Source organism: Paenibacillus gyeongsangnamensis, from assembly GCF_027533625.1.
Lineage (GTDB): Bacteria > Bacillota > Bacilli > Paenibacillales > NBRC-103111 > Paenibacillus_G > Paenibacillus_G gyeongsangnamensis.
Map to the genome: position 1 here is coordinate 42,487 of NZ_JAQAGZ010000013.1, position 16,814 is coordinate 59,300.

Below are 16,814 nucleotides of genomic sequence, written 5' to 3' on the forward strand. Positions count from 1 at the left end.
TTTATTTTCTTAGTGATAAACGCGCTGGTCCTTGTAAGATCAAGGGCGGTGCAGCCGGTTATCCTTGTTGATGAATCCGATCGATTGTGGCTCCGCCGAGGCATACTTCTCCGTCATAGAAGACGACGGATTGTCCGGGCGTGATCGCCTTTTGCGGCTGATCGAACACCACTTCGCAGGTTCCGCCTTCGCCGAACGTTACCGTCACGCCTTGATCCGGCTGGCGGTAGCGGAATTTCGCCGTACAGTGGAGCGGGGCCGAAGGAACGCGGCCGCTGATCCAGTTCAGGTCGGTCGCGCTCAGGCTTGTGGTGTAAAGCGCCGGATGCTTTTCGCCCTGGACGACGTACAGGATGTTGCGCTCCAGGTCTTTGCCGGCCACGAACCAAGGCTCGCCGCTGCCGGAGCCTCCGATGCCGAGGCCTTGACGCTGGCCCAGCGTGTAGTACATCAGGCCGTCATGGCGGCCCTTCACTTCGCCCTCGAGCGTTTGCATCTCGCCCGGCTTCGCCGGCAGGTAGCTGCTCAGGAACTCCTTGAAGTTACGCTCGCCGATGAAGCAGACGCCGGTGCTGTCTTTCTTCTTGGCCGTAGCGAGACCGGCTTTCTCCGCGATGGCCCGAACTTCGGACTTCGGCAGATGGCCGATCGGGAACATCGCTTTGGAGAGCTGGCTCTGATTCAGCGCATTCAGGAAATACGTCTGATCCTTGTTGCCGTCCACGCCGCGCAGAAGCCGGAACAAACCGTTCGTATCCTTCTCCACCCGGGCGTAATGCCCGGTTGCCAGGTAATCCGCTCCGAGCTCCATCGCCTTCTGCAGGAATTCGCCGAACTTGATTTCCCGGTTGCACATGACATCGGGGTTCGGAGTCCGGCCTTTGCGGTATTCATCCAGGAAGTAGGTGAATACCTTGTCCATGTATTGTTTCTCAAAATTTACCGTATAATAGGGAATACCGATTTGATCGCAAACCCGGCGCACGTCTTCCGTATCTTCCTCTGCGGTGCAATGGCCGAATTCGTCGGTATCGTCCCAGTTCTTCATAAATACGCCTATGACCTCGTAGCCTTGTTCCTTTAACAGCAACGCCGAAACCGAAGAATCGACGCCGCCGGACATGCCGAGGACGACGCGCGGTTGACCAGTCATGATTCGCATACCTCTCTTTGCCTGCACTCCTGCCCTAAGCAGGGGACCCTAATTAATAATAAGCGCCTAGACGTATTATACAATAGAATTGCCCAAAGAATAAAATATTTCAATAATATGTCACGGTTTTTCTCCCAAGATAGAAGGTTTTATGTTACCATAGAAATGATACGATAATGTATGTAATGTAAACGAGGTGCTATTTCTTGAAAATTTCAACCAAAGGCCGCTACGGGCTGACCATCATGATGGAGCTGGCGACGAAGTTCGGTGAAGGCCCTACCTCGCTCAAGAGCATTGCCGAGAAGCATCAGCTCTCCGAGCATTATCTCGAGCAGCTTGTGGCTCCGCTTCGCAATGCCGGCTTGGTGAAGAGCATTCGCGGCGCTTATGGCGGATATATTTTGTCGAAGGAGCCTGAACAGATTTCCGCCGGGGATATTATCCGCGTGCTGGAAGGTCCGATCAGTCCGGTCGATTTTACCGAGGAAGACGACCCTGCAAAGAGGCACCTGTGGATTCGCATCCGCGACAGCATTGCCGACGTGCTGGATTCGACGACGCTGGGCGATTTGATCAATTACAAGGACGAAGGCAGCGAAAACAGCTACATGTTCTATATTTAAATAATCCGGCGGCTCCGGCCGCCATGCAGATGTGGTGAATCACCTTGAACACTATTTACTTGGATCATGCGGCCACGACGCCGGTGCTGCCGGAGGTCGTGCAGGCGATGCTTCCATATTGGACCGAGCATTACGGCAACGCCTCCAGCACCCATAGCGCCGGCCGGGCTGCCAAGGCCGCCTTGAACGCGTCCAGGGACGCAATAGCGGCTGCACTGGGCTGTCCGCCCTCGCAGCTCATATTCACGGGAGGCGGCACCGAGAGCGACAACATGGCGCTGTTCGGCGCAGCCGAAGCTTACCGCTCCCGCGGACAGCACATCATTACTTCGCAGGCGGAACACCACGCCGTGCTTCATGCCTGCGAACGATTGGAACAGCTTGGCTTCGATGTGACCTACCTGCCCGTAGATGGATACGGTCAAATCTCCTTATCCGACCTCGAGAAGGCTATCCGCCCCGATACCATCCTGATCAGCATCATGCATGGCAACAACGAAGTAGGCACGCTGCAGCCGATCGAAGCGATCGGGAACATCGCGCGCGCCAAAGGCATTTGCTTTCATGTCGATGCCGTTCAGTCGCTCGGCCACGTACCGATCGATCTGGGCAGGCTTCCTGTCGATCTAATGAGTTTTTCCGCGCATAAAGTAGGCGGTCCCAAAGGGACCGGCGCGTTATATATAGCAAAGAGCATTCGTCTGACGCCGTTTTTGTACGGCGGCTCGCAGGAGCGGAAGCGTCGGTCCGGCACCGAGAATACGGCCGGTATCGCAGGCTTCGCCGAAGCGGTGAAACTTTTCACTCAGCGTGCGTATGATTTGCAACAAAACTTGGAAAAACTACGTCTTGAGATGGTAAACGGGCTTCAAGAACGGTTAGGCAAGGACGGTTTCGTCATCAACGGCCATCCGGAAGAGCGGCTTCCGCACATTCTGAACGTCAGCTTCCCGGGCATCTCGACCGAGACGATGCTGATGAATCTGGATTTGGCGGGCATTGCGGCCGCGAGCGGCTCCGCCTGCACCTCCGGATCCCTCGAAGTTTCGCACGTCCTTCGGGCGATGAACCTGCCCGAGGAGATCACGAGCTCCGCGATCCGGTTCAGCTTCGGCCGCACGAACGATGCCGGGCAAATCCGCACCGCCGTGCACACGATTGAAACCATCGTGCGCCGTCTACGTAATAAAAGTTAAGCAAATGTTTAATTAATGCTCTTATCAGAGCTTAGCGTAATAGGGATAAGGGTATGTATTGTAGAGTTTACGTGCCACATTTGAAATTCATTGATTACCTCAGCCAGTTCAAATCAGATCAATGGATTTCAAGAGGGGCCGGAGATACATAGCCCTTATCGCGGGATCGCGCTTAGCGCCAGCTTTTCGCATTAAAGAAACATTTGCCAAGGAGACCCATGAAAAGAGCACGTGACATCATAGGTTTACCGGTCTTATGCGTACAATCCGGCAAGCAGTCCGGAATCGTCAAGGATATGCTGATCGGCTCCGACTGGAACGCGGTTGCGCTGCTGCTGGAGACGAAGAGTTGGTTCTCCGAAGTAACCTGCATCGAATGGGACGACATTGTTGCGGTCGGCGACGATGCCGTCACAATAGACAGCGAAGAAGTCATCCGTCCGCTGGAAGCCTGCACGAAGGCAGGCGTCGGGCTGTTAAGCGGAGACAGCCAGGTGAGAGGTCTCCCGGTCATCACCGTGAACGGACAGCAGCTTGGTGTCATTGAGGACGTTTATTTAGACCCGGATAGGGGTAAACAGGTAATAGGCTATGAATTAACCGAGGGTTTCATTTCTGATTTGAAAGAAGGGCGCAAGTGGCTGCCCATGCCGGAGTCGGTTAGAGTCGGTGAGGATGCGGTGATTGTTCCCGTTCACGCGAGTGAAGCGTTGGAGGAAATCTTCGTACCAAAAGAAGAATAGGGTGATGCATGATGTTACGTTGTCCAAATTGCAATTCCAAAGATATCGGCAAAATCGGTTCCCATCAATTTTACTGCTGGGGCTGTTTTATCGAATTAACCGTGAACGGCGAGAAAATGTCCGTCTATCAAGTCGAAGAAGACGGTACGCTCAGTTCGCTGGACGACTTGTTTTTTGAAGAAGAAATGCCTCAAGTCCATGCCAACTAGAAAGGCTTGCGGCTGACGCAGCAGACGAAGCACACCGCCAGAGGATGACGCCGGGTAAGGGCGTCAGCTCCTCTGCGCGGTGTTTTTTTTAGTTGATAAGACTCCCATGCCGCTGTTGCGGCACCACTGATAAATGAAAATTTTGTCCATACTTCTACTATGGCTGGCGAAGGTAGGTCGTAAATTCTTGGTGCCACGAGCCCGTTGATAAGACGGACCACAAACGACCCGGTGCATCGCAGATTGTTGCTCCTTCGGGAAGCACGTAGGGCAGAATAACCCTTTTGGTAGTTTGCACCAGCCTTAATCAATCCAGTCTAAGGAGAAGCAAGTCATGGATGTATTAAATGAACGCTGTTGCGGTCTGGATGTTCATAAGAAGAGCATCACTGCCTGCATCATCACCCCTCAAAGAAAGGAGATTCGAACATTTGCTACAATGACTCGGAACCTGATTGAACTCGTGGACTGGGTCAAGCAAAACCGATGCACCCATGTCGCGATGGAAAGTACGGGAGACTACTGGAAACCAATATACAACCTGTTGGAATTAGAAGATCTCAAGCCGATGGTAGTCAATGCTCAGCACATCAAATCCGTTCCCGGACGTAAAACGGATGTTAAAGATGCCGAATGGATCGCCAAGTTAGTAAGACATGGTTTGGTGCAAGGAAGCTATATCCCGAATCGGGATCAAAGAGAGATGCGAGAGATTATTCGTTACCGGCGAAGCATCATTGAAGAGCGAACACGCGAAGTGAACCGGCTTCAAAAGGTACTGGAAGGCGGCAACATCAAGCTATCCTCTGTGGCTTCCAATGTAATCGGAGTTTCCGGACGAAACATGTTGGAAGCCATGATTACCGGTGAAACCGATGCTTCCGTCTTGGCCGATTTCGCTCAAAAGAAACTAAAGTTAAAGAAAGAACAGTTAAAACTGGCGTTGGAAGGGCGACTCGGAGCTCATCAACTGCTCATGATCGAGAAACAGCTAGCCCATATCGATTATGTGAACGAACTGATCACGGAATTGGATACAGAGATCGATAAACGCATGGTCCCTTTTGCGGAAGACCTGAAGTTATTGGATTCTATCCCCGGTGTCGGTAAACGAACTGCAGAACAAATCTTAGCAGAGATCGGTACGGACATGGCACGGTTTCCAACCCCCGGACATTTATGCTCATGGGCGGGAATGACTCCAGGTCATGACGAAAGCGCGGGGAAGAAAAAGTCGGCCAAAACGCGAAAGGGAAACAAAAAGTTGCGAAGCGCCCTAACTGAGGCGGCGCGAGCTGTAGCGCGAAAGAAAAACTCATACTTATCGGCTCAGTACCACCGAATCGCAGCGCGGCGAGGGAAGAATCGAGCGGCGATAGCCGTTGGTCATACCATACTAACCATCGTTCATATCTTGTTAACGCGAAGACAAGAATACCTCGAACTAGGATTCGATTACTTTGACCAACGAAAAAAAGAAATTTTGATAAAGAACTCAATCAAGAGACTGGAGTCATTGGGACTCCAAGTAAATATTCAAGATCAAACTGCTTAAACTTAATGACATTAAATAATTGTGTATTCGGGGGCTTAGTTTCTTATTGCCAAAAATAGAGCTTAGAGGGCTGTTTTTAATAACAAAACCCAGCATGAAATTTTCAAAAGCTTTGGCGTGCAGCAAGTTACGATTTTTATTTTCAGGGCAGAATTTATAAGTTTTCGTAGCTTATAGCTTCGCATCAACCTTGGTAAACGCGCTGGTCCTTGTAAGACAAGGACGGCGTAGCCGTTTATCCTGGTGCGTCCCGGCTGCCCCCGCTGCTCCGATAAATAGCGTATTCACGCCCCGTCCCGCTTATGTCATCTTTTTCCGGATGAAGCTTGGGGAAGGGTTAAGACGCCCAACTTGTACATATACTGTAAAGAGGCTTCGGCCGCTTGGGAGAATCGGGAGAAGGAGGACGACAAGCGTGGACCGTTTTACCAGAAATCATCTGTTCATCGGACTCGTTTATACCCTGCTGGTGCTGCTGCTTCTGTTCATGCTGCTTCAGATCCGGCCGATGCTGTCGGCGGTATATCATTTTCTGCAGGAGGTGCTGACGCCCTTCCTCATCGCCATGATCATTTCTTACGTGCTCAATCCCGTCGTCAGCCTGCTCGGGGCGAGGAAGGTGCCGCGTACCATCGCCGTCCTTACGATTTATGCCGTGTTCATCACTTCGTCCACGGTCGTGCTGATGAATATTATCCCGATGTTCATACGCCAGCTGCAGGAGGTCAACCAGCACATGCCGGATTTGGCCTTGAAGGCGCAGAGCCTGACCAGCGGAATGAATCAGGTGCAGTTCCTGCCGGACAGCGTGCGTTCGGGTATCGAGCAGTCCATCGCTAAGCTGGAGAGCAGCATCTCCGCCGCGATCGCGAACTATATCAACGGGATCGGCAGCACGATCAACACGATCTTCCTCATCTTCATCATTCCGTTTATCGCCTTTTATATGCTGAAGGATTTCCAGACCATTGAAAAATCCGCGCTGACCATCGTTCCCCGGGAGCACCGGAAGCCGATCGTGAAGATGCTGATGGATATCGATACGGCGCTCGGCAATTACATCCGCGGCCAATTTATCGTCTGCGTCATTATCGGACTGCTCGCGTATATCGGGTATTGGCTCATCGGGATGCCGTATGCGCTACTGCTCGCGAGCATCGTGGCGGTGTTCAATATCGTCCCTTATTTGGGACCCTTCCTGGGAGCGGCTCCCGCGCTGGTGGTGGCATCCATGGTATCGCTCAAAATGGTGCTGTTCGTCGCCATCGTCAACACCGCCTGCCAAATTCTTGAGGGCAACGTCATCTCTCCTCAAGTGGTCGGGCGTTCCCTGCAAATGCATCCGCTGATCATCATGTTCGCATTGATGGTGGGAGGAGAGCTTGCCGGCATCATAGGGTTGATCCTGGCCGTCCCCTTCTTTGCGGTGCTGAAGGTTATTGTTCAGCATGTGTTTATGTACTACATCCATCGAAGGCCCGTCGGATAATTTTTTTTCTCAAAATAATGAAACCGGTAAAGGAAAGCGACGTATCTAAGATGAGCAAACCATCGCTTAGTTACCCTGCCAACCGAATAGGAAGATACGGAGGAGCCTGTCACCAAGGGCTCCTTTTTGTCTTTTTTAGGGAAATCAGGGGGAGGAGAGAGAAACATGCAGCAGCAAGCATACTTGGCCATCGGAATGTTCTTGGCAGCGTACGGTTTCATTATTTCGGAAAAAATTCACCGTACCATCATCGCCATGATCGGCGGCATTCTGATGGTTGGTCTGGGTATCGTCAGCCAGGAGGCGGCGCTCCATCACATTGATTTCAATACGCTGGGGCTGCTCATCGGCATGATGATGATCGTGGGGGTAACCGCGGAGACGGGGCTGTTCAGCTTCATTGCCGTCTGGGCGGCCAAGAAGGCCGGAGGGCATCCGGTACGGATTATACTCGTGCTGGCCGTCGTCACGGCGATCGGTTCGGCCTTTCTAGACAACGTAACGACGGTGCTCCTGATGGTGCCCGTGACGTTCAGCATTACGCGTCAGCTGCGGGTGACGCCGGTTCCATTCCTCATCTCGCAGATCATGGCCTCCAATATCGGCGGAACGGCGACGCTGATCGGAGATCCGCCGAACATTATGATCGGCAGCGCGGTGAAGGAGCTGACCTTCATGGCGTTTATCGACAACCTGACCTTGATTTCGTTCGTTATCTTAGCGGCGACGCTGCCGTTCTTCATATTGGTGTACCGCAAACAGCTCGTTACGACCGAGGAGCAGCGGCTGAGCCTGATGTCGATGCAGGAAAAGGAAGAGATCCGCGATAAGGCTCTGCTCGTCAAATGCTTGATCGCGATGGGCATCACGATCATCGGATTTTTCCTGCATCAAGCGCTGCATCTAGAATCGGCTACTGTCGCCCTGGCCGGCGCGTTCCTTCTGATGCTCCTTACGGGAGAGCACACCTTGGAGCAGGCGTTCCACCGCGTGGAATGGACGACGATTTTCTTCTTCGTCGGCTTGTTCGTACTGGTGTCGGGTTTGGTGGAAACAGGGGTCATCGCGGCGCTGGCCGATACGGCCGTAGGGGTAACCGGCGGCAATACCGTGAAGGCCGCTTTCTTGATCCTTTGGCTGAGCGCCATCGCGTCAGCCTTCCTCGATAACATTCCGTTCGTGGCCACGATGATCCCGATGATTCAGGAGATGGGCCTTCGAGGCGTCACTAATCTCGAGCCGCTGTGGTGGAGCCTGGCGCTGGGCGCGTGTCTCGGCGGCAACGGCTCCCTGGTCGGCGCGAGCGCCAACCTGATCGTCGCGGGGCTTGCGGCCCGCGAAGGGTACCCGATTTCGTTCATGCGGTTCTTCAAAATGGCGTTTCCGCTCATGCTCCTGTCGGTCGTCATTGCAAGCGCCTATATATATGTGAGATATTTAATGTAAAAGAAGCGCTTGTCATAGAAGGAGGCGGCGAATGTGCTGCGCTATACGTTCGACGCGGAGCTGCTGGAGATCAGCGAGTGTCACAACGGGCAGGATATGGAATTCCGGATGAAGCTGAAGCGGCCGGACACGAAGGTGGAGCTGGCTGTGAAGCAAATCCGGGCCTATTTCGATCATAACGACCGATACACGGATGTGCTGTTCTATGCTCATCCCGAGTATGAGTACCAGTGGATTATCAGCGAGGAGTTCTATCCGGACTTCATGCTGCGGCTGTTCCGGCATCAGCTGCTGAAGGAGCTCCGGTGGGCCGAGATGTGAGCGGACCGGGACCTAAGCCAAGTTGACACGGAGAAGGGCGAAAGAGTATAATTTTACTCTAGGTGTATTTTATAGCACGAAAGTGTCGATGAAATTCAGTAGGTCATAGTCCATTAGCCAGAGAGAAGGCTCGGTCCCACAGATTCGCGGAGGCCGCTGCAAGAGCCTTTCTAGTGAAGGATGACCGAACGCTCATTTCGGAGCGCGGACGAACTCCGCCGGCCGGACCCGTTAACGTCCCTTGAAGGAGATTGAACGCCGGCCTTTGCAGATATCATGCCGGGCGGCGATCAGTAACCAGGGTGGTACCGCGATGAATTCGTCCCTGTTCGCAGGGGCGTTTTTTGTTTGTTTAGGAGTCATTCGCGCAAGCGGTTTAAAGTTTACGAATGCAGATGAAATCAAGGAGGTCCATTTCAATGAAAGCCAGTGAAATCCGTTCCAAATGGTTGAAGTTTTTTGAAAGCAAGGGACACAAGATCGAGCCGAGCGCTCCGCTTGTTCCGCACAACGATCCGTCGCTGCTCTGGATCAACGCCGGGATGGCGCCGCTAAAGCCGTATTTCGACGGCCGCGTCGCGCCGGACAATCCGCGGATCGCGAACTCGCAGAAGTGCATCCGCACCAACGACATCGAGAACGTCGGCAAGACGCGCCGGCACCATACGTTCTTCGAGATGCTGGGCAACTTCTCCATCGGCGACTATTTCAAGGAAGAAGCCATTACTTGGGCATGGGAATTCCTCTCGGGCAAGGAATGGATCGGCTTCGATCCGGAGCGCCTGTCGGTAACCGTTTACCCCGAGGATACCGAAGCGTTCGATTTCTGGAACAAAAAGATCGGCATTCCGGAGGAACGCATCTACAAATTGGACGAAAACTTCTGGGATATCGGCGAGGGCCCTTGCGGACCTTGTACCGAAATTTTCTATGACCGTGGCGAGAAGTACGGCGATCTAAGCGATCCCGAGTGCTGGCCGGGCGGCGAGAACGAGCGCTTCCTCGAGGTATGGAACCTCGTGTTCTCGCAGTTCAACCATAACAAAGACGGCAGCTATACGCCGCTTCCGAACAAGAACATCGATACTGGCGCGGGTCTGGAGCGCTTCGCTTCCATCCTGCAAGATGTCGATTCCAACTTCGATACCGACCTGTTCCAGCCGCTCATCCAAAAGACATGCGAGCTGGCCGGCGTGAAGTATAAGGAAAACAACGAAAACGATATCGCGCTTAAAGTGATCGCCGACCATATCCGTACGGTTGCTTTCTCCGTCGGCGACGGCGTCCTGCCTTCCAACGAAGGCCGGGGCTACGTCATCCGCCGTCTGCTCCGCCGCGCGGTGCGCTACGGAAAGGTGCTCGGCATGGATAAGCCGTTCCTGTACCAGCTGACGCCGATCGTCGGCGAAGTGATGGGCGTGTACTATCCGGAAGTGGTCGAGAAGCGCGAATTCATCGAGAAGGTCATCCGTACCGAAGAGGAGCGCTTCCACGAGACGCTGTCCGACGGTCTGGCGATTCTCGCCGAGCTCGTAGACAAAGCGGGCAAGGAAGGCTCGACGCAAATCGGCGGAGCGGACGCATTCCGCTTGTACGATACCTTCGGCTTCCCGTTCGATCTTACGGAGGATTTCGCGGCGGAGAAGGGGCTTACCGTCGACCGCGAGGGCTTCGACCAGGCGATGCAGGCGCAGCGGGACCGCGCACGCGCCGCACGTCAAGAGTCCGACAGCATGAAGGTGCAGGGCGGGCCGCTGGCCGACTTTACGGTTAAAAGCGATTTTGTTGGTTATACTGATCTGGTAACCAATGCTAAAATCATAGCTGTCGTACACGAGAATCAATTTGTGGATTTAGTCGGCATCGGCGAGACCTGCCAAATCATTCTCGACCAAACGCCTTTCTATGCCGAGAGCGGCGGTCAGGTCAGCGACCACGGGTACATCACCTCCGGAGATACCGTGCTGAAGGTGGAGGACGTGGGCAAAGCGCCTCACGGCCAGCACGTGCATACGGTCGTTGTTGAGGCGGGCGTGCTGCGCAAAGGCGACAGCGTGCAGGCTGCGGTTACGCAATCGGTGCGCGAGGACATTATCCGCAACCATACGGCGACGCACCTGCTCCATAAAGCGCTCAAGGAAGTGCTCGGCGAGCATGTCAATCAGGCCGGCTCCCAGGTGGCTCCGGAGCGTCTTCGCTTCGACTTCTCGCATTTCGGCACGATCAGTGCGGAAGAGCTGCAGGAGATCGAGAAGCGCGTCAACGAGCAGATTTGGAAAACCGTTCCGGTCGATATCTCTTTGAAACCGATCGCCGAAGCGAAAGCGATGGGCGCCATGGCGCTGTTCGGCGAGAAATACGGCGATATCGTGCGCGTCGTGCGCGTCGGCGGCTACAGCCTGGAGCTGTGCGGCGGCTGCCATGTGCAGAATACGAGCCAGATCGGTCTATTCAAGATCGTCTCGGAATCGGGCATCGGCTCCGGCGTGCGCCGGATCGAAGCTGTCACCGGACGCGGAGCTTATGAATATCTTGAAGATCAGCTTCAGCTGCTGCGTGACGCGGCGGGTCTCCTTAAGTCGAATATCGCCGATGTGCCGAAGCGGATTGAAGCGACCTTCGCTCAAGTGAAGGAGCTTTCCCGCGAGAACGAATCGCTGAAGGCGAAGCTGAGCGGAATCGAAGCCGGCTCTCTGACGGACCGGGTGAAGTCCGTTGACGGCGTACCGCTCTTGGCAGCTCAAGTGAATGCCGGGGATATGGAATCGCTGCGCAATATCGTCGACCAGATGAAATCGAAGCTCGGCTCGGCCGTCATCGTGCTTGGGGCGGCTGCGGAGGATAAGGTCAACCTGGTGGCTGCGGTTACGCCGGATTTGGTGGGCAAGGGCTATCATGCCGGCAAGCTGATCAAGGAAGTGGCGGCGCGCTGCGGAGGCAGCGGCGGCGGACGGCCGGATATGGCGCAAGCCGGAGGCAAAGAGCCCGCCAAGCTGCAGGAGGCGCTGGAAGCCGTGGAATCGCTCTTGCGCAGCCAAGTGACGGCTTAATCCAACCGATAAATCGTAAAAATTGTAAATAATATTTCGCTGTCAAGAGGAATTTTTCGACAAACGGCGAATATGGAACAGTAATGAATGATTACAGGGGGGTGTTTGGGATGAGTTCGATGGATAAAACGATGAAATTTAACGTTAAAGCGGAAGAGATCGAAACATCACCCAAGGAAGTCATTTTGGCCGTATATGACGCGCTTCAGGAGAAGGGCTACAACCCGATCAACCAGATCGTCGGCTACCTGCTGTCCGGAGATCCCGCGTACATTCCGCGCCATAACAACGCCAGAAGCATCATTCGCAAAAGAGAGCGTGACGAGCTGATCGAAGAGCTGGTGCGGTCCTACTTGCAGCAATATAAGTCATAATCGGACGGCTGCGGCTTTGGCGCAGCCGGGGGACGGCAGCATGCGGTTAATGGGATTGGACTACGGGGACAAGACGATCGGCGTCGCCGTCAGCGACGAGCTGGGCTGGACCGCGCAGGGACTGGAGGTCATCCGCCGCTCCACGCAGGAGCGGGACCTGGGCCGCCTGCGCGAGCTGATTCAGCAGTACACGGTGACGGAGATTGTCGTCGGCCTGCCGAAGAATATGAACAACACGATCGGCCCCCGTGGAGAAATATGTATCGCGTTTGCCGAAGGCTTGAAGGAAAGCCTGCAAATGCCGGTGCACTTGTGGGACGAACGGCTGACGACGGTTTCCGCCCAGCGGACGCTGCTCGAAGCCGACGTCAGCCGCAGGAAGCGCAAGCAGGTTATCGATAAGATGGCGGCTGCGCTCATTTTGCAAAACTATATGGATTCCAAATCGAAGAGGTGAAGAGCATGTCCGACAAGGATCAGAACCTGGAAAAGGACCAACTGCTGGAAGAAGAACCGGAGATCATTTTCATTCCGGACGAAGACGGGAACGAAGAAGAGTTCGAGGTTATTATGAAGTTTGAGGTGGATGGCTCCGACGCAAAGTACATGATGGTCGTTCCGGTCGATGCGGACGAGGAATCCGATGAAGTCTACGCCTTCCGCTATGAGGAAGATGGAGACGATCTGCAGCTCTTCACAATCGAAGACGAAGAGGAATGGAACATCGTGGAGGAAACCTTCAATACGCTGATGGACGAATTCGAAGAGGATGAGGAAGAGTCCAAGTAAGGAGGAGCCCCTTTTGGTTTCTATGAAAGATATAACACCGACGAATCAGTTGCGCGAGGCTTACGGAGATGATATCATTCTGTATGATGAGCGTGAGGAATCGGTCGTCTACCGGATCGTCTCCGAATTTCAGCTGGGGGATGTCGCCTATGCGATGCTGGAGAAGACAAAGCCCGGCAAGGAAGACGAGCCCGAGATTTACCGTGTAACGCGCAAGGCGGACGGTGAGCCGGAGCTTGAGACGATCGAGGACGACGAGGAATGGGAACAAATTTCCGAGCTCTTCGACGAACTGAGTTTTCCGACGGACGAATCGTTGTAGCTTACTACCTGAGTTTGTTTGATCTTGAGCGGAGATGATCCGCTCTTTTTCCGTTTGGTTAACGGGTATTTGCTGGATGCGATGGAAAGGGTGCGGGATGAAGCGCAGGCTCATTTGGACACTGGTTATACTAATACTTGCCGCCGCGGGAGCGGCCTCCGGCTTCTTGCTGTACATCGGCTCGTCGCTGAAGCCTATGCCGGCCTCGAAGGAAGCCAAACGGATTGTTTATCCAGCAGGAATGTCCACGACGGAGCTGTCTTCCTTATTGGAAGCGGAAGGTCTTATCCGCAGCGGATCGGTCTTTACTTGGTATCTAAAGTATAAGAAGCAGGGGGCACGCTTCCAAGCGGGCGAGTATGAAATGACGCCGGGCCTGACGCCCGATCAAATCATTGAGCGTCTCAATCAAGGACAGACGGTGAAAGAAGATACGCTGAAGCTTACCGTTCCGGAAGGATACACCGTCAGGCAAATCGCCGAGAAGCTGCAGTCGATCGGGATCGGTGCGGACGCCTTCCTGCAGGCGGCTCAGCAGTTCAAGGGGGCTCAGGGATCGGTAGCGGCGCAAATACCAGAGCAGCCGGCGATTCGGACACGGCTGGAGGGGTATCTCTTCCCCGACACGTACGAATGGAAGAAGGATGTGCGCCCCGAGGAAATCGTCGAGACGATGGCGGGGGAGCTGGACACCAAGCTGGCCCAGTTCCCGGATTGGCAGGCCGCCCTCCAGAAGCGGGGGCTAACGGTCCATCAACTGCTGACCGTCGCCTCTCTGATCGAGCGCGAGGTAGCGCTTGAGGAGGAACGCCCGCTTGTCAGCAGCGTGATCTATAACCGGCTGCAGAAGGGGATGCCGCTTCAGATCGACGCCACGGTGCAGTATTTGTTCGACAAGCCGAAGGAGCGGCTGCTCGAGAAGGATTTGCAGCTGGAAAGCCCCTATAATACGTACTTGCATCCAGGTCTGCCGCCTGGGCCGATCGCAAGTCCGAGCCTGGCCTCCATTCGCGCGGCGCTTTACCCGGTGGAAACGAAATATTTGTTCTACGTCACGAAGAAGGACGGCAGCAAAGGGCATCTGTTCGCCGAGACGTACGAGCAGCATCAGAAAAATATCGCCGACAGCAAGAAAGCGGCGACTCCATAAATCAGCAGATTGAAGCAGGTGAGCGAGGATGAAGAAACCGGAATTGTTGATTGCGGCCGGCTCGTTAGAGGAAATCCGGCGTTATATTGAGGCCGGCGCAGATGCGGTGGTCGTGGGCGAGCATCGGTTCGGCATGCGTCTGCCCGGGGAAGTGACGCTGGAGGAGCTGGCGAAGATCGTACCTTGGATTCACGAGCGGGGAGCGAAGGTATACGCCGCGGTGAACAACATTATGGACAATGAAATTCTGGGTGAGCTGGGAGATTATATCGCCGGGCTCCAGGGGCTAAAGATCGACGCGCTCGTATTCGGCGATCCGGCCGTGCTGATAGCGGTCCGCAGCTCGGCTCCCGGAATGCCCCTGCATTGGAATGCCGAAATGACCTCGACGAACTATGCGACGGCGCGCTATTGGCGCTCCAAGGGCTCCATGCGCATCGTGCTGGCCCGGGAGCTCAACCTGGAAGAGACGTTGGAGATCAAACGGCAGCTCGGGGACGACATGGAGGTTCAGGTACAGGTGCATGGCCTGACGAACATCTATCATTCGAAGCGCACCCTGCTGTCCAATTATAAGGATCATCAGGGCCGGCCGGCCGAAATGCCGGACGGCATCGGGACCGGTGTGGAGGATCAGCTGTTCCTGATCGAGCAGGAGCGCCAGAACGAACGTTATCCGGTATACGAAGACGCCAACGGAACGCACATAATGAGCTCCGACGACGTATGCATGCTGGACAGCGTGCATGAGCTGATCGAGGGAGGCGTCGATTCCCTCAAGATCGAAGGGCTGCTGAAGTCCGTCGAATATAACGAAACGGTGCTGCGCAGCTACCGACAGGCGATCGACGCCTATTGCGCCGATCCGGAAGGGTATGCGTTCCGGGAGGAATGGCTGGATGCCATCCGGGTGCTGCAGGACCCGCGGCGCGAGCTGACGTACGGATTCTTTTATAAAGAGCAGGTTTATTAATCTAGGAACGGGGTGGAAAAAATATGACGCTGCTAAAGCAAGATTTGCTCGGCAAACGCGTACGGTTTGAAAAGCCAGAGCTGCTGGCTCCAGCCGGCAGTCTGGAGAAGCTGAAATTCGCCGTCCATTACGGCGCGGATGCGGTTTATATTGGCGGGCAGCAATACGGGCTGCGCTCGAATGCCGACAACTTCACCTTCGAGGAGATGCGCGAAGGCGTCGAATTTGCCGAGAAATACGGAGCGAAGGTGTTCGTCGCGACGAACATTTACGCTCACAACGAAGACATCGCAGGCCTTGAAGACTATTTTAAGGGGATTCAGGATGCGGGTGTGCATGCGATTATTGTGGCCGATCCGATCATCATCGAAACGTGCCGCCGGGTGGCGCCGAAGCTGGAGATTCATCTCAGCACGCAGCAGTCGACGATGAACCGCGGCGCGGTGCAGTTCTGGAAGGAAGAGGGCGTGGACCGCGTCGTGCTGGCACGCGAAGCGAGCATGGACGAAATTATCGATATTAAGAAGCATGTCGATATGGAGATCGAGGTGTTCGTGCACGGCGCGATGTGCAGCTCGTACTCGGGCCGCTGCGTGCTGTCGAACCATTTTACGGACCGGGACTCGAACCGCGGCGGCTGCTCGCAGTCGTGCCGCTGGAAGTACGATCTGTTCACGACCGAGGAGGATGCGCAGATCGGCATCAAGGAGCTGCCTTTGTTCCAGGAGGGCGATAACGCCTTCTCCATGAGCTCCAAGGACCTGTGCATGATCGAGCATGTGCCTGAGCTCATTCGCGCTGGCGTGGACAGCTTCAAGATCGAAGGGCGGATGAAGAGCGTGCATTACGTGGCGACGGTGGTCAATGCCTACCGTCAGGCGATCGACGCTTACTTTGCGGACCCCGAGCATTACGAGATGAAGCCGGGGTGGCTGTACGAAATTCAGAAGGCGGCGAACCGTCCGCTGAACACCGGGTTCTTCTACGACGAGCCGGGACACGAGGATCATATTTTCGAGCCGGAGGACAAAGCGGCGCCTTACGATTTCGTAGGCGTAGTGCTGGACTACGATGCGGAGACGGGAACGGCGCTCATTCAGCAGCGCAATCATTTCAAGCCGGGCCAAGAGGTTGAATTCTTCGGGCCGAAGGGCACGTTCTTCAAGATGACGGTGCCGGAGCTGCACAGCGAGGAAGGCGAGAGCCTGACGGCGGCGCGCCATCCGCTTCAGCGGATTCGAATGAAGGTGGATCAGCCGGTGCAGCCGCTTGATATGATGCGCAAACGGGTTGGGAAGGCTTGAGACCCGCATATACAATGAATAAAAAGGACATTCGTCATGGATCAGCCATGGGAATGTCCTTTTTTTTCGTCATCTTATAAGCCGAAGCTGGGAAAAAGAGACTAGTTGGAAGAA

17 protein-coding genes are annotated in these 16,814 nt (G+C 54.7%); 16 read left to right on the top strand and 1 reads right to left on the bottom strand.

Annotated features, from left to right (window positions below; all coding sequences use genetic code 11):
* Positions 1-58 precede the first annotated feature (58 nt).
* Positions 59-1,153 (bottom strand): tRNA 2-thiouridine(34) synthase MnmA, encoded by a 1,095-nt coding sequence (gene mnmA / locus O9H85_RS19885; RefSeq protein WP_269883169.1) that lies wholly within the window; start codon positions 1,151-1,153, stop codon positions 59-61.
* Between the two features lie 206 nt (positions 1,154-1,359).
* Between mnmA and cymR the strand changes: the two genes are divergently transcribed.
* The 16 genes from cymR (at position 1,360) to O9H85_RS19965 (ending at position 16,700) form a co-directional block, all read left to right on the top strand.
* Complete coding sequence (gene cymR / locus O9H85_RS19890) at positions 1,360-1,779, top strand: cysteine metabolism transcriptional regulator CymR (protein ID WP_269883170.1); 420 nt, start codon at positions 1,360-1,362, stop codon at positions 1,777-1,779.
* Positions 1,780-1,823: 44 nt separating this feature from the next.
* Complete coding sequence (locus O9H85_RS19895) at positions 1,824-2,975, top strand: cysteine desulfurase family protein (RefSeq protein ID WP_269883171.1); 1,152 nt, start codon at positions 1,824-1,826, stop codon at positions 2,973-2,975.
* Between the two features lie 218 nt (positions 2,976-3,193).
* Positions 3,194-3,718: a PRC-barrel domain-containing protein gene (locus O9H85_RS19900; RefSeq protein ID WP_269883172.1), complete on the top strand. Its 525-nt coding sequence runs from the start codon at positions 3,194-3,196 to the stop codon at positions 3,716-3,718.
* Positions 3,719-3,729: 11 nt separating this feature from the next.
* Entirely contained in the window at positions 3,730-3,927 is a 198-nt protein-coding gene (locus tag O9H85_RS19905; RefSeq protein ID WP_028549805.1) for a hypothetical protein, read from the top strand.
* Positions 3,928-4,261: 334 nt separating this feature from the next.
* Complete coding sequence (locus O9H85_RS19910; protein ID WP_269883173.1) at positions 4,262-5,482, top strand: IS110 family RNA-guided transposase; 1,221 nt, start codon at positions 4,262-4,264, stop codon at positions 5,480-5,482.
* Between the two features lie 415 nt (positions 5,483-5,897).
* A complete protein-coding gene (locus O9H85_RS19915) occupies positions 5,898-6,971 on the top strand; it encodes an AI-2E family transporter (protein ID WP_269883174.1) in 1,074 nt (357 codons plus the stop codon).
* A 165-nt stretch (positions 6,972-7,136) separates the two neighbouring features.
* On the top strand, positions 7,137-8,417 hold the full coding sequence (locus O9H85_RS19920; protein ID WP_269883175.1) for an ArsB/NhaD family transporter: 1,281 nt from the start codon (positions 7,137-7,139) through the stop codon (positions 8,415-8,417).
* A 33-nt stretch (positions 8,418-8,450) separates the two neighbouring features.
* Positions 8,451-8,738: a hypothetical protein gene (locus tag O9H85_RS19925; protein WP_269883176.1), complete on the top strand. Its 288-nt coding sequence runs from the start codon at positions 8,451-8,453 to the stop codon at positions 8,736-8,738.
* Positions 8,739-9,157: 419 nt separating this feature from the next.
* The gene (alaS, locus tag O9H85_RS19930) at positions 9,158-11,788 is read left to right on the top strand and encodes an alanine--tRNA ligase (RefSeq protein ID WP_269883177.1); all 2,631 of its coding nucleotides are present in this window, start codon (positions 9,158-9,160) and stop codon (positions 11,786-11,788) included.
* A gap of 110 nt (positions 11,789-11,898) precedes the next feature.
* Positions 11,899-12,162, top strand: coding sequence for an IreB family regulatory phosphoprotein (locus O9H85_RS19935; protein WP_010497096.1), 264 nt, complete (start codon positions 11,899-11,901; stop codon positions 12,160-12,162).
* Between the two features lie 40 nt (positions 12,163-12,202).
* Complete coding sequence (gene ruvX, locus O9H85_RS19940) at positions 12,203-12,619, top strand: Holliday junction resolvase RuvX (protein ID WP_269883178.1); 417 nt, start codon at positions 12,203-12,205, stop codon at positions 12,617-12,619.
* A 5-nt stretch (positions 12,620-12,624) separates the two neighbouring features.
* A complete protein-coding gene (locus tag O9H85_RS19945; RefSeq protein ID WP_269883179.1) occupies positions 12,625-12,951 on the top strand; it encodes a DUF1292 domain-containing protein in 327 nt (108 codons plus the stop codon).
* Positions 12,952-12,973: 22 nt separating this feature from the next.
* On the top strand, positions 12,974-13,273 hold the full coding sequence (locus O9H85_RS19950; RefSeq protein ID WP_269883318.1) for a DUF1292 domain-containing protein: 300 nt from the start codon (positions 12,974-12,976) through the stop codon (positions 13,271-13,273).
* A gap of 97 nt (positions 13,274-13,370) precedes the next feature.
* Positions 13,371-14,423 (top strand): endolytic transglycosylase MltG, encoded by a 1,053-nt coding sequence (mltG, locus tag O9H85_RS19955; protein WP_269883180.1) that lies wholly within the window; start codon positions 13,371-13,373, stop codon positions 14,421-14,423.
* A gap of 28 nt (positions 14,424-14,451) precedes the next feature.
* Positions 14,452-15,396, top strand: a complete 945-nt coding sequence (locus tag O9H85_RS19960; protein WP_269883181.1) for a peptidase U32 family protein — start codon at positions 14,452-14,454, stop codon at positions 15,394-15,396.
* A gap of 23 nt (positions 15,397-15,419) precedes the next feature.
* On the top strand, positions 15,420-16,700 hold the full coding sequence (locus O9H85_RS19965) for a peptidase U32 family protein (protein WP_269883182.1): 1,281 nt from the start codon (positions 15,420-15,422) through the stop codon (positions 16,698-16,700).
* The last annotated feature ends 114 nt before the right edge of the window (positions 16,701-16,814 follow it).